Annotated in this window: 22 protein-coding genes and 1 pseudogene; 11 read left to right on the top strand and 12 right to left on the bottom strand. The window is 74.0% G+C overall.

Features of this window, described 5'->3' with window-relative positions; translation table 11 throughout:
* Positions 1–74: 74 nt before the first annotated feature.
* Together ACIF6F_RS08135 and ACIF6F_RS08140 are read right to left on the bottom strand one after the other, a co-directional pair.
* On the bottom strand, positions 75–698 hold the full coding sequence (locus tag ACIF6F_RS08135; RefSeq protein ID WP_399942924.1) for a histidine phosphatase family protein: 624 nt from the start codon (positions 696–698) through the stop codon (positions 75–77).
* A gap of 280 nt (positions 699–978) precedes the next feature.
* Positions 979–1,701, bottom strand: a complete 723-nt coding sequence (locus tag ACIF6F_RS08140) for a PaaI family thioesterase (RefSeq protein WP_399942926.1) — start codon at positions 1,699–1,701, stop codon at positions 979–981.
* 150 nt (positions 1,702–1,851) lie between these two features.
* Between ACIF6F_RS08140 and ACIF6F_RS08145 the strand changes: the two genes are divergently transcribed.
* Positions 1,852–2,136, top strand: coding sequence for a DUF6400 family protein (locus ACIF6F_RS08145; RefSeq protein WP_399942928.1), 285 nt, complete (start codon positions 1,852–1,854; stop codon positions 2,134–2,136).
* Entirely contained in the window at positions 2,123–2,389 is a 267-nt protein-coding gene (locus ACIF6F_RS08150; RefSeq protein WP_399942930.1) for a hypothetical protein, read from the top strand. Before ACIF6F_RS08145 ends, ACIF6F_RS08150 begins: the two co-directional genes overlap by 14 nt.
* A 63-nt stretch (positions 2,390–2,452) precedes the next feature.
* Here the strand turns inward: ACIF6F_RS08150 and ACIF6F_RS08155 are convergent, their stop codons facing one another.
* Both ACIF6F_RS08155 and ACIF6F_RS08160 read right to left on the bottom strand, forming a co-directional pair.
* Positions 2,453–2,824, bottom strand: coding sequence for a hypothetical protein (locus ACIF6F_RS08155; RefSeq protein ID WP_399942931.1), 372 nt, complete (start codon positions 2,822–2,824; stop codon positions 2,453–2,455).
* A 159-nt stretch (positions 2,825–2,983) separates the two neighbouring features.
* On the bottom strand, positions 2,984–3,478 hold the full coding sequence (locus ACIF6F_RS08160; protein ID WP_399942933.1) for a cupin domain-containing protein: 495 nt from the start codon (positions 3,476–3,478) through the stop codon (positions 2,984–2,986).
* Positions 3,479–3,630: 152 nt separating this feature from the next.
* Between ACIF6F_RS08160 and ACIF6F_RS08165 the strand changes: the two genes are divergently transcribed.
* Both ACIF6F_RS08165 and gap read left to right on the top strand, forming a co-directional pair.
* Positions 3,631–4,587, top strand: coding sequence for a GlxA family transcriptional regulator (locus ACIF6F_RS08165; RefSeq protein WP_399942935.1), 957 nt, complete (start codon positions 3,631–3,633; stop codon positions 4,585–4,587).
* A gap of 141 nt (positions 4,588–4,728) precedes the next feature.
* Entirely contained in the window at positions 4,729–5,727 is a 999-nt protein-coding gene (gap, locus tag ACIF6F_RS08170) for a type I glyceraldehyde-3-phosphate dehydrogenase (protein WP_399942937.1), read from the top strand.
* A gap of 136 nt (positions 5,728–5,863) precedes the next feature.
* On the opposite strand, the gene ACIF6F_RS08175 is transcribed toward gap, so the two are convergent.
* The gene (locus tag ACIF6F_RS08175; protein WP_399942940.1) at positions 5,864–6,106 is read right to left on the bottom strand and encodes a hypothetical protein; all 243 of its coding nucleotides are present in this window, start codon (positions 6,104–6,106) and stop codon (positions 5,864–5,866) included.
* Positions 6,107–6,243: 137 nt separating this feature from the next.
* Between ACIF6F_RS08175 and ACIF6F_RS08180 the strand changes: the two genes are divergently transcribed.
* A complete protein-coding gene (locus ACIF6F_RS08180; RefSeq protein WP_399942943.1) occupies positions 6,244–6,438 on the top strand; it encodes a hypothetical protein in 195 nt (64 codons plus the stop codon).
* 72 nt (positions 6,439–6,510) lie between these two features.
* On the opposite strand, the gene ACIF6F_RS08185 is transcribed toward ACIF6F_RS08180, so the two are convergent.
* A complete protein-coding gene (locus ACIF6F_RS08185) occupies positions 6,511–6,885 on the bottom strand; it encodes a helix-turn-helix transcriptional regulator (RefSeq protein WP_399942945.1) in 375 nt (124 codons plus the stop codon).
* 65 nt (positions 6,886–6,950) lie between these two features.
* Here ACIF6F_RS08185 and ACIF6F_RS08190 point away from each other — a divergent pair.
* A pseudogene (locus ACIF6F_RS08190) lies at positions 6,951–7,236 on the top strand (DUF3224 domain-containing protein).
* A 108-nt stretch (positions 7,237–7,344) separates the two neighbouring features.
* Here ACIF6F_RS08190 and ACIF6F_RS08195 read toward each other — a convergent pair.
* Positions 7,345–8,193: an SDR family NAD(P)-dependent oxidoreductase gene (locus ACIF6F_RS08195; RefSeq protein ID WP_399942948.1), complete on the bottom strand. Its 849-nt coding sequence runs from the start codon at positions 8,191–8,193 to the stop codon at positions 7,345–7,347.
* A 104-nt stretch (positions 8,194–8,297) separates the two neighbouring features.
* Between ACIF6F_RS08195 and ACIF6F_RS08200 the strand changes: the two genes are divergently transcribed.
* The 3 genes from ACIF6F_RS08200 to ACIF6F_RS08210 all read left to right on the top strand — a co-directional run bounded on the left by ACIF6F_RS08200 (position 8,298) and on the right by ACIF6F_RS08210 (position 10,753).
* Positions 8,298–8,909 (top strand): CGNR zinc finger domain-containing protein, encoded by a 612-nt coding sequence (locus ACIF6F_RS08200; RefSeq protein WP_399942950.1) that lies wholly within the window; start codon positions 8,298–8,300, stop codon positions 8,907–8,909.
* 66 nt (positions 8,910–8,975) lie between these two features.
* Positions 8,976–10,091 carry an LLM class flavin-dependent oxidoreductase gene (locus ACIF6F_RS08205; RefSeq protein ID WP_399942953.1) on the top strand — a complete coding sequence of 372 codons (1,116 nt, stop codon included), beginning with the start codon at positions 8,976–8,978 and terminating at the stop codon, positions 10,089–10,091.
* Positions 10,088–10,753 carry a CE1759 family FMN reductase gene (locus ACIF6F_RS08210; protein WP_399942955.1) on the top strand — a complete coding sequence of 222 codons (666 nt, stop codon included), beginning with the start codon at positions 10,088–10,090 and terminating at the stop codon, positions 10,751–10,753. Before ACIF6F_RS08205 ends, ACIF6F_RS08210 begins: the two co-directional genes overlap by 4 nt.
* A 17-nt stretch (positions 10,754–10,770) precedes the next feature.
* Here the strand turns inward: ACIF6F_RS08210 and ACIF6F_RS08215 are convergent, their stop codons facing one another.
* Positions 10,771–11,712: a LysR family transcriptional regulator ArgP gene (locus tag ACIF6F_RS08215; protein ID WP_399942958.1), complete on the bottom strand. Its 942-nt coding sequence runs from the start codon at positions 11,710–11,712 to the stop codon at positions 10,771–10,773.
* A 68-nt stretch (positions 11,713–11,780) separates the two neighbouring features.
* On the opposite strand from ACIF6F_RS08215, the gene ACIF6F_RS08220 reads away from it, so the two are divergent.
* Complete coding sequence (locus ACIF6F_RS08220) at positions 11,781–12,404, top strand: LysE/ArgO family amino acid transporter (RefSeq protein WP_399942960.1); 624 nt, start codon at positions 11,781–11,783, stop codon at positions 12,402–12,404.
* Between the two features lie 11 nt (positions 12,405–12,415).
* Here the strand turns inward: ACIF6F_RS08220 and ACIF6F_RS08225 are convergent, their stop codons facing one another.
* Positions 12,416–13,591 (bottom strand): hypothetical protein, encoded by a 1,176-nt coding sequence (locus tag ACIF6F_RS08225; RefSeq protein WP_399942963.1) that lies wholly within the window; start codon positions 13,589–13,591, stop codon positions 12,416–12,418.
* Positions 13,592–13,964: 373 nt separating this feature from the next.
* Here ACIF6F_RS08225 and ACIF6F_RS08230 point away from each other — a divergent pair, with 373 nt between their 5' ends.
* A complete protein-coding gene (locus tag ACIF6F_RS08230; protein WP_399942966.1) occupies positions 13,965–14,879 on the top strand; it encodes a LysR substrate-binding domain-containing protein in 915 nt (304 codons plus the stop codon).
* An 83-nt stretch (positions 14,880–14,962) separates the two neighbouring features.
* On the opposite strand, the gene ACIF6F_RS08235 is transcribed toward ACIF6F_RS08230, so the two are convergent.
* The 3 genes from ACIF6F_RS08235 to ACIF6F_RS08245 all read right to left on the bottom strand — a co-directional run bounded on the left by ACIF6F_RS08235 (position 14,963) and on the right by ACIF6F_RS08245 (position 17,751).
* A complete protein-coding gene (locus ACIF6F_RS08235) occupies positions 14,963–15,613 on the bottom strand; it encodes a hypothetical protein (RefSeq protein ID WP_399942968.1) in 651 nt (216 codons plus the stop codon).
* 104 nt (positions 15,614–15,717) lie between these two features.
* The gene (locus ACIF6F_RS08240) at positions 15,718–16,758 is read right to left on the bottom strand and encodes a vWA domain-containing protein (protein WP_399942970.1); all 1,041 of its coding nucleotides are present in this window, start codon (positions 16,756–16,758) and stop codon (positions 15,718–15,720) included.
* Positions 16,759–16,839: 81 nt separating this feature from the next.
* Positions 16,840–17,751: an MBL fold metallo-hydrolase gene (locus ACIF6F_RS08245; RefSeq protein WP_399942973.1), complete on the bottom strand. Its 912-nt coding sequence runs from the start codon at positions 17,749–17,751 to the stop codon at positions 16,840–16,842.
* Positions 17,752–17,802: the final 51 nt, after the last annotated feature.

The raw sequence follows: 17,802 nt of genomic DNA on the forward strand, positions 1-17,802 counted from the left end.
CCGGCGCCCTGCCGCCCCGGGGCCGACCCTACGGCCCTCCCGTGCAGACCCGCGTACGGGCTCCGCGCACCGGCTCAGACGTGGAGCTCGGGCGGGAAGCCGGTCCAGCGGAGCTCGGCGGGGAGGTGGCCGGTGTCGTTGAAGAGCAGGACCGCCGGCGGCCGGCCGGGCGCGTAGCGGATGACCGTCAGCGCCGCGTTGGCGTGATTGATGCCCAGCCAGCGCCACTGCGGGGCGTCGAGGGCGGCCCGGACGAGCCAGCCGACGAGGAAGTTGTGCGTGACGAGGAGTTCGTGGCGCGGTTCGGTGCCGGCGACGGGGCCGGTGAACTCGGCGAGCGCCGCGGCGGCGAGCCCGGGGCCCTGCTCGCGCTCCTCGGCCGGGAAGCCGTTCAGGAACCGCAGCATGGCATCGGCCGTCTCCGGGGGCAGTTCCTCGCGGGCGGGGAGGTACGGGATGTAGTCGCCGGCGGCCGCGCTGCGCCGCACCGGGACCCCGTCGAGCTGTTCGCCGACCAGCCGAGCGGTCTGCTCGGCCCGGGGGAGGGGCCCGTGGTGGATCGCCGCCAGCGGGACCCCACGGAGGCGCTCACCCAGCAGGGCGGCCTGGCGGCGGCCCGCCGCCGTCAGCTCGGTCTCGTCCGAGGAGGCCTCGCCGTGCCGGGTGAGGTACAGGTAGCGGTCGGCCGTGCCGGTCATGTGCGGGTCCTCCAGCGGAAGTCGATCATGCGGACCTGCGGAGTGACGCGGGGCCGGGACCTGCCGGTTCCCGGCAGGTGCGCGCCTCCGCCCGGACGCGGGGCGGAGGCGTGCTCTAGGGGGTGTTGCGAAAGTCCTGTGTGGTGCCCGCGGTGTCCGGTGCGTGCTCTCGGCGTGCCGGACGAAGACCCTCGTACTGGGCGTACTCGGGGCTTTGGCCGGTGCGGCGAGAGCGCGTGCCGGGCGCCGTGGGCACCGTGCGGGACTTTCGCAACACACCCTAGCTCCGGGGCTGCACCCACAACGCCTCGGCCGTGGCGCACAGTTCGCCGTCCGCGGTGGCCAGGGCCGTGCCGACGGTGTACTTGCGGCCCGAGCTGGACAGCAGCCAGGCGTACGAGACGAGAGCCGCGCCCACCGGCACCGGACGCAGCAGCCGGGCGCTCAGCGAGGCCGTGACCGCTCCGGCGGCCCGGCCGTCCAGCAGGCGCCCGGCCGCGTTGCCCGGGCAGTCCAGCGCGCCCCACACCAGCTCGTCCGGCAGCAGGGAGTCCGCGCCGCCCAGGTCCCGGCCGGGCGTCCAGGCGGTGGCGACCAGGTCGCGGCCCGGCACCACACCGCAGTGCAGGCGCAGTCCGGTGTCGGGCGTACGGTCCAGGCCGCAGCCGAAGCAGTCGACCTGCCCCGGCGGCGGCGCGGCCCGGTACGCCTCGGCCGCGGCGAGCGCCTCCTCCCACGACGGCGCGGCGGGCACGTCCTGACCACCGCCCGCGGCCGGGGTCGCCGCCGCCAGCACCACCTCGTCGGCCCTCAGTTCGCAGCCGCCGTCCGGGGTGCCGGCCAGCCGTACCGGCTGCTCGGTCGGCACCGGCCGCCGGAAGTCGACCCGAACCGCCTCCGCGGCCGCCCGCCCGGCCAGCACGCCGGCCACGTAGCCGCCGAACGCCACCCCCGGATACCCGTGCAGATGTTCCGGCACCTTGATCGTCTCGAAGTCGTTCATGGCGCCACCCCATCACAGGCGGGGCGTCCTGCTCCAGAGCCGGCCGGCCCGACCTGCCGCACCGCACCACCCCGGCCCCGCCGGGCCCGGGCCTGTGACCCCGCACACCCTCCCTTGACCCGAAAAGAAAGGTTTGCCTAATTTCCTGGCATGACCCCCCACGACCCGATACCCGGACCAGACCGTCCGGACGGCCCCGGCAGCCCGCTGACCGGGTTCGACGTCGACTTCACCGGGCACGAGATCGAGCGCCGCGCCCAGGTCCTCGCCGCGCTCGGCGCCGACTGGGACCCGGTCGAGGTGCTGCGCGGCGAGGAGCAGGCGTACGACCTCCTGTACTCCGGCCTCGACGCCGAGCAGCAGCGCCTCTACGACGACCTCGTGGCGGCCGGTGTGCTCCCGCGCCGCCCCGGCGGTGGCCGTGCTGCCGCTTGACCCGCAGGCCGATCCGGGCCGCCGCGCCTGGGTGACCTGCCCGAACTGCGACGACGAGCGCGGCTGCGGGCCGTGCACGGCCGGCCGGAACTGCGCCGACCACTGGCGTTACCTCCTGACCCACACCGGCAGCCTGCTGCACCTCCAGTGCCCCGGGTGCACCCACGTGTGGGTCCACGAGAGCGGCTTCGGCGCGACGAGGCCCGTACTCGACCACCACGCCCGCGCCCGCACCGACCTGGGCGCGCTCTAGGCAGGCGCTCCGCCCGGGCCGTCGGGGACGGCCCGGGCGGAGGTTCCACGAGCGGTGGCGGCACTACTGGTCGCCGGTGACGGGCGGCGGGCCGCACGGCGCGGTGATGCACTGCCACTGGGGGTTCTCGGGGACGTGGATGCGGTCCGGCTTGTGGGGCCGCTTCCCCTTCTTGCCGTGGTGCTTCTTCCCGTCGTGCTTCTTGCCCTGGTCGTGGTGCGTGCCGGAGCCGTCGCCCGGGTCGATGACGATCTGTTTCTCGTTCGTCCGCAGGAACAGCGTGGACTTGTTGTCGTCGCCCGCGTCCGCCACGACCGTGTGCGAGGTCGAGGGGGCGGCGGCGAAGGCGGTCGCGGGGACCAGCACACCGCCGGCGGCGATCGCGGTGGAGGCGGCGAACAGGACGAAGCGGTGGGGTCGGAAGGGGCGGGTCATGAGGTTCTCCTCTGATCGAGCGGAAGGGGTGATTCCAGTACGCCCTGCCGCCGCCCCCGCGTCATGCCCCTGGATCTCGTGTCTTGACAGGACCCCGAGACCGTGCGGGAGGGGACCCAGCAACCCTCCGGCCCGGCGCGCGCCCGCCCGCCGGGTGCCTCAGCCGGCCGCGCGGCGCTCCGGCAGCGGCGTACCGCAGGCGCTGCAGTAGCGCGCGTCCACCTCGATGGCGTGCCGGTGGCAGTTCCCGCACACCAGGTGCACCGCGCACTCCGCGGGACCCGACCGCGCCGGCGAGCTCCGGCCGATGCGCAGACCGGTGCGCCGGCGGTGCGCGGTGAGCAGCATCAGCCCGTCCGGGCCGGCGTCGATGCCCCGGGCCTTCCCCCGCGGCACCAGCACCACCATCCCGGGCCGCAGCTCACGGGCCTCGCCGCCCACGGTGAGGGTGCCGCCCCCGGCGACCACTATCACCAGGACGTCGACCTCGGCCTCCTTGTGGGCGGCCACCGAATGCCCGGCAGGGAAGCGGACCACGTTCGCGTCGAGCTGGCGGGTACGGCGCCGCAGCCGCCAGAGCGCGCCGCTCTGCTCGTGCCCGGGCTCCCGCACGAGGCCGGTGAGGGTGACGCCCTCCATCTCCGTCTCGGTCAATGCCAGCCTCGCCCCGTTCTCGACTTCCGTTCTCGCCCCGCCATGATCTCCTACCCGGACCGGCCGGGGAGGGCGGGCCCGCAGATCGGAGCGGCGGGAACCGTGAGCCGGGGGTCCGGGCCGACGCGACGGCACCACGTAACCTTCCCTGCGTGTCAGCCTCCCACCCGCACCGTGTCGCCGTCCTCGTCCTCGACGGGGCCAAGCCCCTCGACGTGGGCATCCCCGCGCAGGTCTTCACGACCCGCGCGAGCATGCCGTACGAGGTACGGGTGTGCGGCGCGGAGCCCGGCCTCGTGACCGGCGGCGACGGCCTGTCGTACGCGGTCGCGCACGGTCTGGAGGCACTGGCCTGGGCCCAGACCGTCTTCGTGCCCGGCTACCGGTTCCCCGACCGCGACGACCCGCCGGGCGCCGTCCTCGACGCGCTCGTCGCCGCGCACGAGCGCGGCGCGCGCCTCGCGGGCATCTCCACGGGGGCCTTCGCGCTCGCCGCCACCGGCCTGCTCGACGGCAAGCGCGCCACCACGCACTGGCACTACACGCGGGCGCTCGCCGAGAAGCGGCCGCTGGTACGGGTCGACGAGAACGTCCTGTTCGTCGACGAGGGCAGCGTCCTCACCTCGGCCGGTGCGGCCTCCGGCATCGACCTGTGCCTGCACGTCCTGCGCCGCGACCTGGGCGTGGCGGCCTCGAACCACGCCGCCCGCCGGCTCGTGGCCGCCCCCTACCGCAGCGGCGGCCAGGCGCAGTACGTACCGCGCAGCGTGCCCGAACCGCTGGGCGAGCGGTTCGCCGCGACCCGCGAGTGGGCCCTGCACCGGCTCGGCGACCCCCTCACCCTCCAGGACCTGGCCCGGCACGCGGCGGTGTCACCGCGCACGTTCTCCCGCCGCTTCGCCGAGGACACCGGGTACACGCCGATGCAGTGGGTGATGCGGGCCCGCATCGACCTGGCGCGCGAGTTGCTGGAGCGTTCCGAGCGCAGCGTCGAGCAGATCGCCGCGGACGTCGGCCTGGGCACCGGCTCCAACCTCCGGCTGCACTTCCAGCACATCCTGCGGACCACGCCGAGCGAGTACCGGCGCACCTTCACCCGCGGGGAGTGACCCCCGGGAGCGGGCCGTCCGCCGTCCGCCGGTGCACCCGCCCGCGAGGCTTGGCGCGATCCTTGCGGACCGTGGCAATCACGCCGCTGTCATGACCGTCCCGGACCGGCGAACCTGATCACGAACACGGAGGGACACACCATGACTCGCATCGCCATCAACGGATTCGGCCGCATCGGCCGCAACGTCCTCCGCGCCCTGCTCGAGCGCGACAGCAAGCTCGAGATCGTCGCGGTCAACGACCTGACCGAGCCCACCGCCCTCGCGCGGCTGCTCGCCTACGACAGCACCTCGGGCCGGCTCGGCCGCCCGGTGACGGTCGACGGCGACACCCTCGTCGTGGACGGCCGCCGCATCAAGGTGCTCGCGGAGCGCGAGCCGGCGCAGCTGCCCTGGGCCGAGCTCGGCGTCGACATCGTGCTGGAGGCCACCGGCCGCTTCACCTCCGCGACCGCCGCCCGCGCCCACATCACCGCGGGTGCCAAGAAGGTCCTGGTCAGCGCCCCGTCGGACGGTGCGGACGTGACCCTCGCGTACGGCGTGAACAGCGACACGTACGACCCCGAGGTGCACACGATCGTCTCCAACGCGTCGTGCACCACCAACGCCCTCGCGCCCCTGGCCGCGGTCCTCGACGAGCTCGCGGGCATCGAGCACGGCTTCATGACGACGGTGCACGCCTACACGCAGGAGCAGAACCTGCAGGACGGCCCGCACCGCGACCCGCGCCGCGCCCGCGCCGCCGGCGTCAACATCGTGCCGACCACCACGGGTGCCGCGAAGGCCATCGGCCTGGTGCTGCCGAACCTCGACGGCAAGCTGTCCGGCGACTCCATCCGCGTGCCCGTCCCGGTCGGCTCGATCGTCGAGCTGAACACCACGGTCGCCCGCGACGTCACGCGTGAGGACGTCCTGGAGGCCTACCGTGCCGCCGCGCAGGGCCCGCTCGCCGGCGTCCTGGAGTACTCGGAGGACGCGCTGGTCTCCGCCGACATCGTCGGCAACCCGCACTCGTCGATCTTCGACTCGGAGCTCACCCGCGTCGAGGGCCGGCACGTCAAGGTCGTCGCCTGGTACGACAACGAGTGGGGCTTCTCGAACCGCGTGATCGACACGCTGGAGCTCATCGCCGGTCGCTGAACCACCCCCGGGGCCGGTACGGCCGGCCCCGGACCAAGACCCTGACCGGGGAAAAGGGCCGCACGGAGCGGAACGGGCGTCACGACCCGCACCGCACCGTGCGGCCCCCATCCGTTCCCGCGGCGACGCGGAGCGCTCAGTGGGCGCCGCGGTCCTTGCCCTTCCGGCCCTGCCGCGCCGTCTCCTCCTGCGCCCCGGTGCTCGGGCTCAGGGCATCCCCGGCCTCGCCGTCGCGGCCCGCCGTGCTCCGGGAGCGCGCCCGGTCCGCCGCCCGCTCCGCCTCGCGCGGATGCGACGGGCCCGGCCGCCTGCGCCGGCTCTCCTGGCTGTCGTCGTCGAGCGGCACGCCTCCCGCACCGCCCTGGGGCACCTCGTCCATGGCACACCTCTCCCTTCACGTCGGGTCCGTGCAAGGACGCGGGTACCCGTTCCCGCCGGGAGCATCCGGCCCGCCGCGGCGGCCCTCCGCCGGGCCCCGGGTCGCGGTGCGCCGCGACCCGGCGTAGAGGTGGGGTCATGAACGAGGACAAGACGTCGTGGCACCCCGGCGAGATCGTGCCGGCCAGCGGGATCTACGAATGCGACTGCGGCGGCGAACACCACTGGAGCACCGACGTGCGGGGCCACCGCTTCCCGCCCCTCCCGGACGTGTGCCTGGGCGAGTACTGGACGCTGAAGACCGAGACCCACCCGGAGGCCCCGCAGGCCTGAGTCCGGGGCGCCGCCCGGCCTGACGCCGCCGGCCGGCGCGGCGGGTCGTCCGTTCCCGCGTGCCCGAGGGACCTACGAGGCCGCCCGGGTCCGGGCCGTCGGCAGCCGGCCCGGGCGTACTCGCCGGGCCCCGGTCGGCCTGGACCCCGTACAGCCCGGCCAGTTCCCGTACGGCCTGCCGGACCGCGGCGCGGAGCCCCGGCGGGTCCAGCACCTCGGCCTCGGGACCGAGCCGCAGCAGGTCGCGGCGAGGCCGAACCCCTCCGGCCGGTCGAACGTTTCGCCGAGCACCTCCACCGCCAGGAAGCGCGAGACCCGGTACGTACGGGGCTCGGGAGCCCCGTCGGCCCGCGCCACCAGGTACCAGGAGCCGCCCTTCAGCACGAGCCCCAGGGGCCGCAGTTCGCGCCGCACCTCGCCCCGCCACCGCCGGTAGTCGGCCCGCACCAGACGCCTCCGGCACCCTGCCGCGGCTGGCCGGTGCCACCGTCACGAACACCTTCTCCGGCGGCATCGAGGCCGCCGGCACCCTGTGCCGCTACGCCATCGCGTACCTCGGCCCCGCCGAAGGCACGTTCACCGGCCTCGAACTGCTCGCCGGCAGCCTCGACGGCCGCAAGGGCGGCTTCGTACCGGCCGAGAGCGGCACCTTCGGAGGGCACGCACTGCACGTTCGAGGTCGTGCCCGGCCCCGGCACCGGGGAACTGACCGGTCTGCGCGGCACCGGCCACTTCTTCTCGCCGCACGGCCCCGAGTCGGTGGCGTACGCCTTCGACTACGAACTGCCCGGGGCCTGACGGCCGCAGGCGCCCCCTGCCGGCGTGCGCCGCCCGTCGCGACGGCGACGCGTTCCGGCCGCCGGGGGCACCTCGGCCCGGTGCCGCGGCCCCCGGCGGGACGGGTTCCTACGCGTCGACGGCCTCGGTCACGTGCCGCCAGCCGTCGAGGTCCGTGATGCGTCCCTCCAGGGCGGCGCGCATGCCCGTGGCGCCGGAGGTGCCGAGGGCCAGGCGCAGCGGGGGACGGGGGCTGTCGACCGCGGTCCGGATGCCCGCGGCGATCCGCGCCGCGGGGGAGAACGCGGACTCCGGCAGCTCTCCGATGCCCTTCTGGACCTCGCGGACCGTCGCGTCGTAGTCGGCCAGGCCGGCCGCGACGTCGAGGTTGGCGAGGAAGGGGGTCGCGGTCATCCCGGGCTGGACGAGCGTGACCTTGATGCCGAGCGGCGCGACCTCGGCCACCAGCGCCTCCGACAGGCCCTCGACCGCGTACTTGGTGGCGGCCAGGAGACCCACGCCGGGGTGCGCGTACTGCCCGTACACGGACGAGCCCTGGAGGACGTGCCCGGACCGCTGGGCGCGGAGCACCGGCAGCGTCGCGCGGAGCACGTTGAGCACTCCGAAGACGTTGGTGTCGAACACGGCGCGGGCCTGCGTGTCGGAGGCCTCCTCGACGGCGCCGAAGAGTCCGTAGCCGGCGTTGTTGGCCACCACGTCGATGCGGCCGAACCGGGCGACCGTGCGCTCCACCGCCTCCCGGACGGCCTGCTCGTCACGCACGTCCGCCGGGATGAGGAGCAGCCGCTCGCCGTGGGCTTCGGCCAGCTCCGCCAGGGGAGCGGTGTCGCGGGCGAGTGCCGAGACGGTCTCGCCGTTCTCGAGCGCCTGGAGCGCCAGTTCGCGGCCGATGCCGGACGTCGCGCCGGTGATCAGCCAGGTGCGGGGACGGGTCTGGTGGTCGGGTGTCGTATTCATGTTGCGACCGTAGATAGTTAGCTCATAACGCGTCAAGTCCAATGGTGATCCAAGTTGTTTGTCAGAAGGGTTAGCGACTCATCCTGCTGAGGTACGGTGAGGGCATGGTCAGTGCAGCAGCCGGATCCCCGAAACACAGCCCGCGCGCCGTCACGGCGGCGGTGGAGACCGTTCTCGCGTTCGTGAACACCCGCGCGGACGGGTCCGGCCGGCTGGAGTCGTTCGGGGACGGGGGCTCGTTCACGGCGTGGCTGGCGGAGTCCGGCGCCTTCGGCGGTGGTCTTGCCGGCGAGCTCGTGGCGACCGACGCCGACGCCGCGGCCGCGCGCGAGCTGCGCGACGCCCTGGTGACCGTGCTGCTCGCGCACTCGGGTGACGAGGAGGGGCTGGGCGAGCCGCTGCGGCGGGCCGAGCGGCACCTGCGGCGGGCGGGCTCGCTCTACCCGCTGGCGACGGTGGTCACGGCCGACGGTGTCGAGCTGGCGTCGCCGCAGGCGGGGGTGGAGGGGGTGTTCGGAACCGTCCTGGCTGCGGTGACGACCTTCGCCCAGAGCGGCGACTGGGGGCGCGTCAAGGCGTGCCGGAACCCCCCGTGTCACTTCGGCTTCTTCGACCGCACCCGCAACGGGGCGGGGCTCTACTGCAGCCCCGGCTGCGGCTCTCAGGTGTCCATGCGCAACTACCGTCGGCGGCAGCGCGAGGGTGGTGGGGAATAGGCCCGGGATGCCCCTGGTTCCACGGTATGGTTGAACAATCAACAATCATGCGAAGGGGAGCCAGCCATGCAGTTCGGCATCTTCACCGTCGGCGACGTCACGCCCGATCCGACGACCGGCCGCGTGCCGAGCGAGCACGAGCGGATCAAGGCCATGCTCGCGATCGCGCAGAAGGCCGAGGAGGTCGGCCTGGACGTCTTCGCCACCGGTGAGCACCACAACCGGCCCTTCGTCCCCTCCTCGCCGACGACCATGCTCGGCTACATCGCGGCGCGCACCGAGAAGCTGGTGCTCTCCACCTCGACGACCCTGATCACCACCAACGACCCGGTGAAGATCGCCGAGGACTTCGCGATGCTCCAGCACGTCGCCGACGGCCGCGTCGACCTGATGATGGGCCGCGGCAACACCGGCCCGGTCTACCCCTGGTTCGGCAAGGACATCCGCGACGGCATCGACCTCGCCATCGAGAACTACGCACTGCTCCGCCGCCTGTGGGACGAGGACGTGGTCACCTGGAAGGGCAAGTTCCGTACGCCGCTGCAGTCGTTCACCTCCACCCCGCGCCCCCTGGACGGCGTCGCGCCCTTCGTCTGGCACGGCTCCATCCGCTCTCCGGAGATCGCCGAGCAGGCCGCGTACTACGGCGACGGCTTCTTCCACAACAACATCTTCTGGCCGGCCTCCCACACCGAGCAGATGGTGAACCTGTACCGGCAGCGCTACGCCCACTACGGCCACGGCACCCCGGAGCAGGCCATCGTCGGCCTCGGCGGCCAGGTGTTCATGCGGAAGAACTCCCAGGACGCCGTACGCGAGTTCCGTCCGTACTTCGACAACGCGCCCGTCTACGGCCACGGCCCCTCTCTGGAGGAGTTCACCTCGCAGACGCCGCTGACCGTCGGCTCGCCGCAGCAGGTCATCGAGCGCACCCTGTCGTTCCGCGACTACGCCGGCGACTACCAGCGCCAGCTCTTCCTGATGGACCACGCGGGCCTCCCGTTGAAGACCGTCCTCGAACAGCTGGACCTGCTCGGCGAAGAGGTCGTACCGGTCCTCCGCAAGGAGTTCGCCCGCCTGCGCCCGGCCGGCGTGCCGGACGCCCCGACCCACGCCGCCCGCGTGGCGGCCGCCCAGGACGAGGCCCAGGACAAGGCCCAGGAGCAGGAGGTACGGGCATGAAGCTCGTCGTCGTATCGGCAGGGCTCAGCTCCCCGTCCTCGACCCGCCTGCTCGCCGACCGCCTGACGGCCGCGACGCTCGCCCGGGTGGACGCCGAGCCCCAGGTCGTCGAGGTGCGGGACCTGGCCACCGAGATCGCCCAGCACTTCGTCACCGGCTTCCCGCCCGCCCGGCTGGCCGCCGCGCTCGACGCGGTGGCGGCCGCGGACGGCCTGATCGTCGTGACGCCGGTGTTCGCGGGCTCGTACAGCGGGCTGTTCAAGTCCTTCTTCGACCTCATCGACAAGGACGCCCTCACCGGCAAGCCGGTCCTGCTCGGCGCGACCGGCGGCACGGCCCGGCACTCGCTGGTCACGGAGCACGCGCTGCGCCCGCTGTTCAGTTACCTCCGCGCCCTCGTCCTGCCGACCGCCGTGTACGCGGCCTCGGAGGACTGGGGCGAGGAGGGGCTCGCCCAGCGCATCGCCCGTGCGGGCGCCGAACTGGCCCGCTTCATGGCCCCCGCGGCCCGGGACGCCGCCCCGGCAGCCGTCCCGGACGTCGACACCAGCGCCGCGATCGCCCCGCGCTCGCTGACCGGAGCCATCACCTCGATGGACCCCGCGGCCGCCTTCGGCCTGGTCCCGTTCGAACAGCGCCTGGCGGCCCTCCGGGCCGACTGAGGCCGCGGTCCTTCCGGTCAGGTCCGGCGCCCGGGCCGGGCCCGGGCCCGACCCGCCCGGCCCGGGGGCAGCAGCGCCTCGGCGGCGGTCGCCGCGACCGCTTCGGCGACCGCCGACAGGGCCGGCGAGTCGAGCTTCCACTGCTGCCAGTACAGGGGGACGTCCAGGGGAGGGGCCGGGGCCAGCAGGACCAGCCGGCCGGCCCGCAGCAGCGGCTCGGCCTGGGGTTCGGGTACGAGGCCCCAGCCGAGGCCCGCCGCGACCGCGTCCCGGAACCCGTCCGACGCCGGCACCAGGTGCCGGATCGGCCCGGCCCCCGACCGGCCGCGGGTCAGCGACCGTACGAAGGCGTCCTGGAGCTCGTCCCGCCGGTCGAACACCACGGTCGGCGCCACCCGCAGGTCCTCGGCCAGGGTCCCGGTGAAGTGCCGGGCGGCGAACTCCGGCGTGGCCACGGGCAGGTAGCGGGCCAGCCCCAGCGGCCGTACCGTGCAGCCCGCCACGGGATCGGGCGAGGACGTCACGGCCGCCATCACCTGCCCTTCCCGCAGCAGGGCGGTGGTGTGCGACTCGTCCTCGCGGTGCAGCTCGAAGCAGACCGGGGGATCCTGCGGCACGCGGGTGAGCGCCGGGAGGAACCAGGTCGCCAGCGAATCGGCGTTCACGGCCACGGGCACCCGCGCCGGCCCCCCTTCCTCCGCCAGGCCCAGCTCGGCCCGGGCGTCCCGCTCCAGCCGGGCCAGCTGCCGCGCGAACCGCACCACCACCTCGCCGGACCCGGTGGGCCGCACCGGCTTGGTGCGCATCAGCAGCACCCGCCCGGTCCGCTGCTCCAGGGCCTTCACCCGTTGGCTCACGGCCGAGGGCGTCACGTGCAGGGCGGCGGCCGCGGCGTCGAAGGTGCCCTCGTCGACCACCGCGAGCAGGGTCCTGACCTGGTCCAGGGGAAGCTCTTCCATAAGTACGGCTAACGGTACCTGAGAATCTTTAGCTGTACTCATCTCTTCGTGATCCTTACGGTCGAACCATGACCAGCAGCACCATCGCCGCCGTACTCGCCGGCTTCGGCACCGGACTCTCCCTCATCGTGGCCATCGGCGCGCAGAACGCCTTCGTCCTCCGCCAGGGCGCCCGCCGGCAGGCCGTCCTCGCCGTCGTGGCCGTCTGCGCCGTCTCCGATGCGGTGCTGATCGCGCTCGGTGTCGCCGGAGTGGGAGCGTTCGTCACCGCCTGGCCGGCGGCGCTGACCGCGGTCGCCCTGACGGGCGGCGGATTCCTCCTCTGCTACGGCTTCCTCGCGGCCCGGCGGGTGCTGCGCCCGGACCCCGCGGCCGCCCTCACGGCGGGCGGACCCGACACCGGATCCGCCCGCCGCGCGGTCCTGACCTGCCTGGCCCTGACCTGGCTCAACCCGCACGTGTACCTCGACACGGTCCTGTTGCTCGGCTCCCTCGCCTCCGACCGCGGCGACCTGCGCTGGGCCTTCGGCGCGGGTGCGGCCCTGTCGAGCCTGACCTGGTTCTTCGCCCTCGGCTTCGGCGCCCGCCTGCTGAGCCGCGCCCTCTCCCGCCCCAAGGCCTGGCGCGTCCTCGACGGCCTGGTGGCGGCGACGATGCTGGCCATGGGCGGCATGCTCGTCGCGGGCGCCTGAGCCGGGCCGGGTCAGGCGATCGGGCCCCGCCGGGCGTCGAGAACGGCGACGGCCTCGGCGAAGTCGGCGTGCGCGGGCCCGAAGGACCCCGCGGCGGTGCGGAACATCGCGCGGTCCGTCAGGGCGCGGGCGAGACGCCCCGGGTCGCCGGACAGGCGGCGTGCGAGCGCCACGCCTTCGTCGAAGTACGGCTCGTAGCGCTCCGCGAACCGGTAGGGGTGGTCACCGTCCCGGACGGTCACACGGACGCTGATGCGGCGCTGGACGTCGACCAGTTCGGGCAGTCGGCCGTCCTCGCGCAGCCCCGTCGCCGCCGCCTCCAGCTCCGGCAGGCCGCCGACGAAGGCATCCCGCACGTCCCTCGACCACCCCATGCCGGTGCCGAACGGAGGCATCGGCGACCCGGCGCTCGCCACCGGTTCGCCGGGCCGCCCGGAGAGGACGAACAGGGTGAGCCAGGACGAGGTGCGCCCCGGGCCCTTCGGCCCGCCCGCGGCCAACTCCTCCAGGAGGGTCAGGGCCTCCCCCCGCGCGGCCGCGGCCTCCGCCCCGTCCCCGGCGGCCTCGCGCATCCGGGCGTGGTGGACCAGCGCCCAGGCGAGCTCGTTCCGGTCCACCCGGTGCTCCGTGACGAACCGCAGGATCGTGTCGAGGAACCTGCGGAAGACGGCCGACGCCTCGTCGTGCAGGCCGGCGCCCTCCAGGTTCGCGGCCCACTCGACGAGGTTCCCGAAGGAGTACTCCAACGAGTCGCTCCGGGCCTCCTCCTCGTTGAGCTCCGCGGCCTCGCGGAAGCGGCCTTCCTCGGCCAGGACGGTCGCGAGCCGCGCGCTCCGGCCGGCCTCGGCCATCTCCTCGCAGACCGCGCGCCCTTCCGCCCGGCGCCCGACGGCGAACAGGGCCCCCTGGTAGGAGTCCAGCGCCCGGCACAGCCGCTGCGTCCGGGACGGCGTGCCGGCGTCGATGCTCCGCGCGACCTCGACCGCCTCGGCGGCCAGCGCCAACTCCGCCTCCGGGTTCCGGCCGGGCATCGCGAGGAGCGCGTCCACCAGTTTCGGGGCGTACGCCTGCCGGTTCACCTCCAGCAGGACCCGGTACGCGGACACCAGCTCGCCGACGGACGGCCGACCGGACCCCAGCAGCAGCACGCGCGCCTGCAGTACCGCGTCGTGATCGATCTTCCCCATGTTCCCCCCTGACTTCGGATGATCCGAGAAGCAGATTCTGGGAGTTCGGGGGCGGACCGGACAAGGCTCGCGAACTGTGCGTTCCGTCCTAGGAGAAATGCGTCTGACCTGCGATGATGTACACGTCTTTACGCCAGACCGCCGCCAGGGCGGCCCCGTCGGCGTCGCGGGCGTGGTCCGGGGAGTTCACCGTCGTCCGGATTCCTTTCGTGGAAGTGGTCGGCACCCGTCCGGTGGGCGCGCCCGGTTCCGGAGACCGGTCGTGCCCACCGGACGGGTTGCCGCCTGGGCCCGCCACAGATCCTCCAACCGGGCTTCCCTCAAGTCAATCCTTGGGTTTCCTTGGCTAAGCCCAAGCGGTAGCTTGGGTGTTGTGACGCTGGACGACCTGCGGGTGTTCGTGGCCGTGTGCCGCGCCGGGAACCTGAGTGCCGTGGCACGCGAGCAGGGCTGCACGCAGTCCGCCGTGAGCCAGCACGTGAAGCGGCTGGAGCGGGAGACCGGGGTGGCGCTGTTGGAGCGCCGGCCCCGGGGCGTGGCGCCGACCGAGTCCGGCCGGATCCTCTACGAGGCCGCCGCCGACGGCCTCGCCGGCCTGGACCGCGCGGTGCGCCGCCTCGCCGACCTGGCGGCCGGCGGGGGCGGCACCGTACGCGTCGGCACCGGCGGCGCGACCGTCCGGCACTTCATGGCCGAGGCGATCGTCGGCTTCCGGCGGAACCACCCCGCGGTGAGCCTGGAGTTCCGGACCGAGACCGCCAGCCGCCGCTGCCTCGACGCGCTCCTGGCGAACACCCTGGACCTGGCCTGGGTCACGATCGGGGCCCCCGTCCCCGGCCTCGAACAGCGGCCCGTGACCGAGCTGCCCTGGGTGCTCGCCGTACGCGCGGACGACCCCCTCGCCGGCCGCCCGGCCGTCGACGCCCGGGACCTCGCCGACATCCCCCTCGTCAGACTGCCGCCGAACTCCATCTCCGGCGCCCGCCTGGACGCGGCCCTCGCCGAACTGGGCGTCCGCGGCGGCTCGGACACGAGCGTCGCGGACTGGGACACCGCCCTGCTGCTCGCCGAACTGGGCCTCGGGCCCGCTGTCGTCCCCGCCGTGCCGGGGCTTCGGGCGCCCGCCGACGGCCCGCTCCGCCTCGTCCCCGTGCCGGCGCTGCCGCCCCTGCCGGTCGGCTGGGCGGTCCGCCGCTGGGACACCCTCACCCCGCCGGCCAGAGCCTTCGCCGCCGCGGTCGCCGCGAGCTGCGCCTCCGACCCGGACGGTGCACCCCTGCGCCCCTGAGGGACCCCCCACGGCCGCGCGCAGGGCGGTCAGAGGGGGCCGGGCACCCGGAGCTCACCGTCACCCGGATCCGGGCGGGGCGCTCAGACGGCCGGTGCGGTCACCGCCAGCAGGCCGGACGCCTCCAGGGCGCGTACGACGGCCGCCGCGTCCTCCGGCGCATACGCCGGGGCCAGTGTGGTCTCCACCTCGTCGCGGGCCAGGGCGCGCCGCTCAGCCCCGTCCAGCAGCAGGGCTGCGCCCTCGGCGGAGCGGAGGTGCTCGAAGTCGGCCAGCAGCGACAGCAGCCGGTCCCGGTCGGCGAGTTCGCTCATCCCGCAGTCCAGGCCGTCGTCCGCCAGGGTGGCGGGGTACGGGGCGCGCGCCCAGGCGCCGTCCTCGTACCAGTAGACACAGCCCAGCTGCCAGCTCTCGCGGAGCTCGTGGAGCGTCTCGTACGGAAGCCAGTCCGGGCCGCCGGCCAGCATGTCGACGGCCGGCTCGTGCCACTTGACCCCGCTGGACTCGTCCTCGCCGTACAGCACGTAGCGGCCCGGCCCGAACGGCGCGAGGGTCCACCAGGTGCAGCCGCAGTCGTCGTACCGGAGCCCGTCCTCGTCGAGCCAGTGCCCGGAGTCCCGGCGGGACGACTCCTTGGCGGCCGTGGTCTCCAGCGCGCCGAGCAGCGCCCACCGCGCCCACAGCAGCTCCGCCGCGGGCAGGTCCTCCGGCCGTCCCGGCCGCTCGATCGCCATGTCCCGTACGCTCCTTCACTCGTCCCCGGTCGGTCGTCGGCACGATCGTACGACCCGTCAGTGACACTCGCCGACGGCCGTCGGCCGCGCCCGGCCGCCCGGCCTCAGACCATCAGCAGCAGCCGCGTCGACGGTACGAGCTTGCGGTTGACGCTCGTGCTCTGCACGAAGATCGTGAAGTCGTCGTTGTGGTCCGGCCGGATCCGGACTTCCGAGTCCGGCAGGCCGAGCAGCGTCCGAGCCTCCGGACCCGTGTACACCCGGTCCGTCCCCTTCTCCAGCACCGCGATCCGCTTCCGCGCCTGGATCTTCTCCGGCTTGCTCAGCTGGTAGAAGGCACACCCGGTGCGGTACGTGTGTCCGCTCTCGACGACCCATTCCCGGATCGCCGTCTCGCGGGCCACCGGGATCAGCTCGTACCCCGACGGGTCCACCGCGCTGAGGCCGGCGGCCGCGATGGTGTCCTTGTTGACCGCGTCCGCGCCCGTCGAGAACACGGCGCGCGAGCCGCGGATGCCCTTCGTGCGGCCCACCATGAACTTCTCGGTGGCCTCCTGGATGACCTGCCCGGCCTCCTCCATGCCGCGGGTGCTCGTGGCGTCCCAGACCGCGATGTTGTCCTTCGGGAACCCGTACTGCATGGCCTCCCGCTTGCCCATCTGGTCCGGCACCAGCACAGCCAGCGTCCAGTTGTCCTGCTGCGTCTCGATCATCGTGGCCACGGCCCGCACCAGTGCCCGCGGATCCTTGGAGGGAGCGCCCGGGCAGCGGTGGCTCGCGTTCTCCTGACCGTCGGTCAGCACGAAGGTCAGGAAGCTGTGGTCGCCGTACAGCTGGGCCGTCTGCGCCAGCTCGTGCTGCGACTTGAGCGTCGCCGCCAGCAGGGACGTCATGCCGCCCGCGCGGTAGAGCTGCTTCAGGGACGGCATACGGAGCACGTCCTTGTCGTAGATGACGCACTCCACCTGGTTGGAGAACACGTACACCGTGACGCGGGTCTCCTGCTCCAGCTCCTGCGAGCGGCGCGCCAGGTACGCGATCTGCTGGTCGGCGACCTCGACGACCTTGCCGCTCAGGTGCGACATCGACGAACTGGCGTCCAGCACGAGTGCGACGTGGTTGATGTAGTTCTGGCTTCCGGACATGTTGGCCCCCCTCTTCGAAGCGATGATCCGATCCTGTCAGTCACCACTGACAATCGACCGGGACCCGCTCCCGCGCCCCTGTCACGACCCGAACGCCGCCCACGGCCCCAGCGCGAAGCCCGCCCCCGCCCGCCGCACCTCCACGGCGCCGGCCCCGCCGAAGTGCGCGGGCACGACCAGCTCCCGCAGGTCCGCGGCCCGTTCGAGGATCCGCCGCCGGGTGGCCGCCGCGCGCGCCGGGTCGAGGCAGAAGCAGCTGTTGCACGACGGCGCGAGGACCTGCACCGGGCTGTGCAGCACGTCCCCCGCGAAGACCGCCCGCTCGCCCCCGGACTCCAGCCGCAGCACACAGGAGCCGGGCGTGTGGCCGGGCGCGGCCTCCAGCGTGAGGTGCCGGTCGATGCGCTGCGCCCCGTTCCACAGGACGGCCTGCCCCGACCGGTGGACGGGCGCGATGCTGTCCTCGTAGATCAGCCGGTCGTCCACGCGCACGCCGCCGCCGTACGCGTTGTCCGGCCCGAAGTGGAAGTCGTCGGCGGCCGGCAGCAGGTACCGCGCGTTGGGGAAGGCCGGCACCCATTCCCCGCCCTCCTCCCTGGTGTTCCAGCCGACGTGGTCCGCGTGGATGTGCGTGTTGACCACCACGTCGACGTCCTCGGGCCGGATCCCGGCCCGGGCCAGCCCGCCGAGGAAGTCGCCCTGCCACCGGTGGAACGCCGGACTGCCGGGCCGGTCGCGGCCGTTGCCCACGCCCGTGTCGACCAGCACGGTCCGTCCCTCGCTGCGCAGCACCCACGTCTGGAGGGCCATCACCGCACGCCCGTCGACCGGATCCCGGTGGTCGGGCACCAGATGGGCCGCGTCGTCCCGCCACAGCCGTTCCGGCGCGTCCGGCACCAGCTCGCGGGCCGGGGCGAAAGCCCCCTGGAACTCGACCACCCGGATGACCTCCACGTCGCCCAGCACGATGCTCTGTCCGCTCTCGTTGTCCATGCGCACGACCCTAAGGAGCCCCTCGTGAGGCTCTCAATGCCCATCCGGCTC

The sequence above is a fragment of the Streptomyces sp. NPDC086023 genome (assembly GCF_044540325.1).
Classification (GTDB): Bacteria; Actinomycetota; Actinomycetes; order Streptomycetales; family Streptomycetaceae; genus Streptomyces.

Coding starts and splice junctions, on each gene's coding strand:
- ACIF6F_RS08135 (WP_399942924.1), bottom strand. CDS start 698: ATGACCGGCACGGCCGACCGCTACCTGTACCTCACCCGGCACGGCGAG.
- ACIF6F_RS08140 (WP_399942926.1), bottom strand. CDS start 1,701: ATGAACGACTTCGAGACGATCAAGGTGCCGGAACATCTGCACGGGTAT.
- ACIF6F_RS08145 (WP_399942928.1), top strand. CDS start 1,852: ATGACCCCCCACGACCCGATACCCGGACCAGACCGTCCGGACGGCCCC.
- ACIF6F_RS08155 (WP_399942931.1), bottom strand. CDS start 2,824: ATGACCCGCCCCTTCCGACCCCACCGCTTCGTCCTGTTCGCCGCCTCC.
- gap (WP_399942937.1), top strand. CDS start 4,729: ATGACTCGCATCGCCATCAACGGATTCGGCCGCATCGGCCGCAACGTC.
- ACIF6F_RS08175 (WP_399942940.1), bottom strand. CDS start 6,106: ATGGACGAGGTGCCCCAGGGCGGTGCGGGAGGCGTGCCGCTCGACGAC.
- ACIF6F_RS08180 (WP_399942943.1), top strand. CDS start 6,244: ATGAACGAGGACAAGACGTCGTGGCACCCCGGCGAGATCGTGCCGGCC.
- ACIF6F_RS08195 (WP_399942948.1), bottom strand. CDS start 8,193: ATGAATACGACACCCGACCACCAGACCCGTCCCCGCACCTGGCTGATC.
- ACIF6F_RS08200 (WP_399942950.1), top strand. CDS start 8,298: ATGGTCAGTGCAGCAGCCGGATCCCCGAAACACAGCCCGCGCGCCGTC.
- ACIF6F_RS08205 (WP_399942953.1), top strand. CDS start 8,976: ATGCAGTTCGGCATCTTCACCGTCGGCGACGTCACGCCCGATCCGACG.
- ACIF6F_RS08210 (WP_399942955.1), top strand. CDS start 10,088: ATGAAGCTCGTCGTCGTATCGGCAGGGCTCAGCTCCCCGTCCTCGACC.
- ACIF6F_RS08215 (WP_399942958.1), bottom strand. CDS start 11,712: ATGGAAGAGCTTCCCCTGGACCAGGTCAGGACCCTGCTCGCGGTGGTC.
- ACIF6F_RS08220 (WP_399942960.1), top strand. CDS start 11,781: ATGACCAGCAGCACCATCGCCGCCGTACTCGCCGGCTTCGGCACCGGA.
- ACIF6F_RS08225 (WP_399942963.1), bottom strand. CDS start 13,591: ATGGGGAAGATCGATCACGACGCGGTACTGCAGGCGCGCGTGCTGCTG.
- ACIF6F_RS08235 (WP_399942968.1), bottom strand. CDS start 15,613: ATGGCGATCGAGCGGCCGGGACGGCCGGAGGACCTGCCCGCGGCGGAG.
- ACIF6F_RS08240 (WP_399942970.1), bottom strand. CDS start 16,758: ATGTCCGGAAGCCAGAACTACATCAACCACGTCGCACTCGTGCTGGAC.
- ACIF6F_RS08245 (WP_399942973.1), bottom strand. CDS start 17,751: ATGGACAACGAGAGCGGACAGAGCATCGTGCTGGGCGACGTGGAGGTC.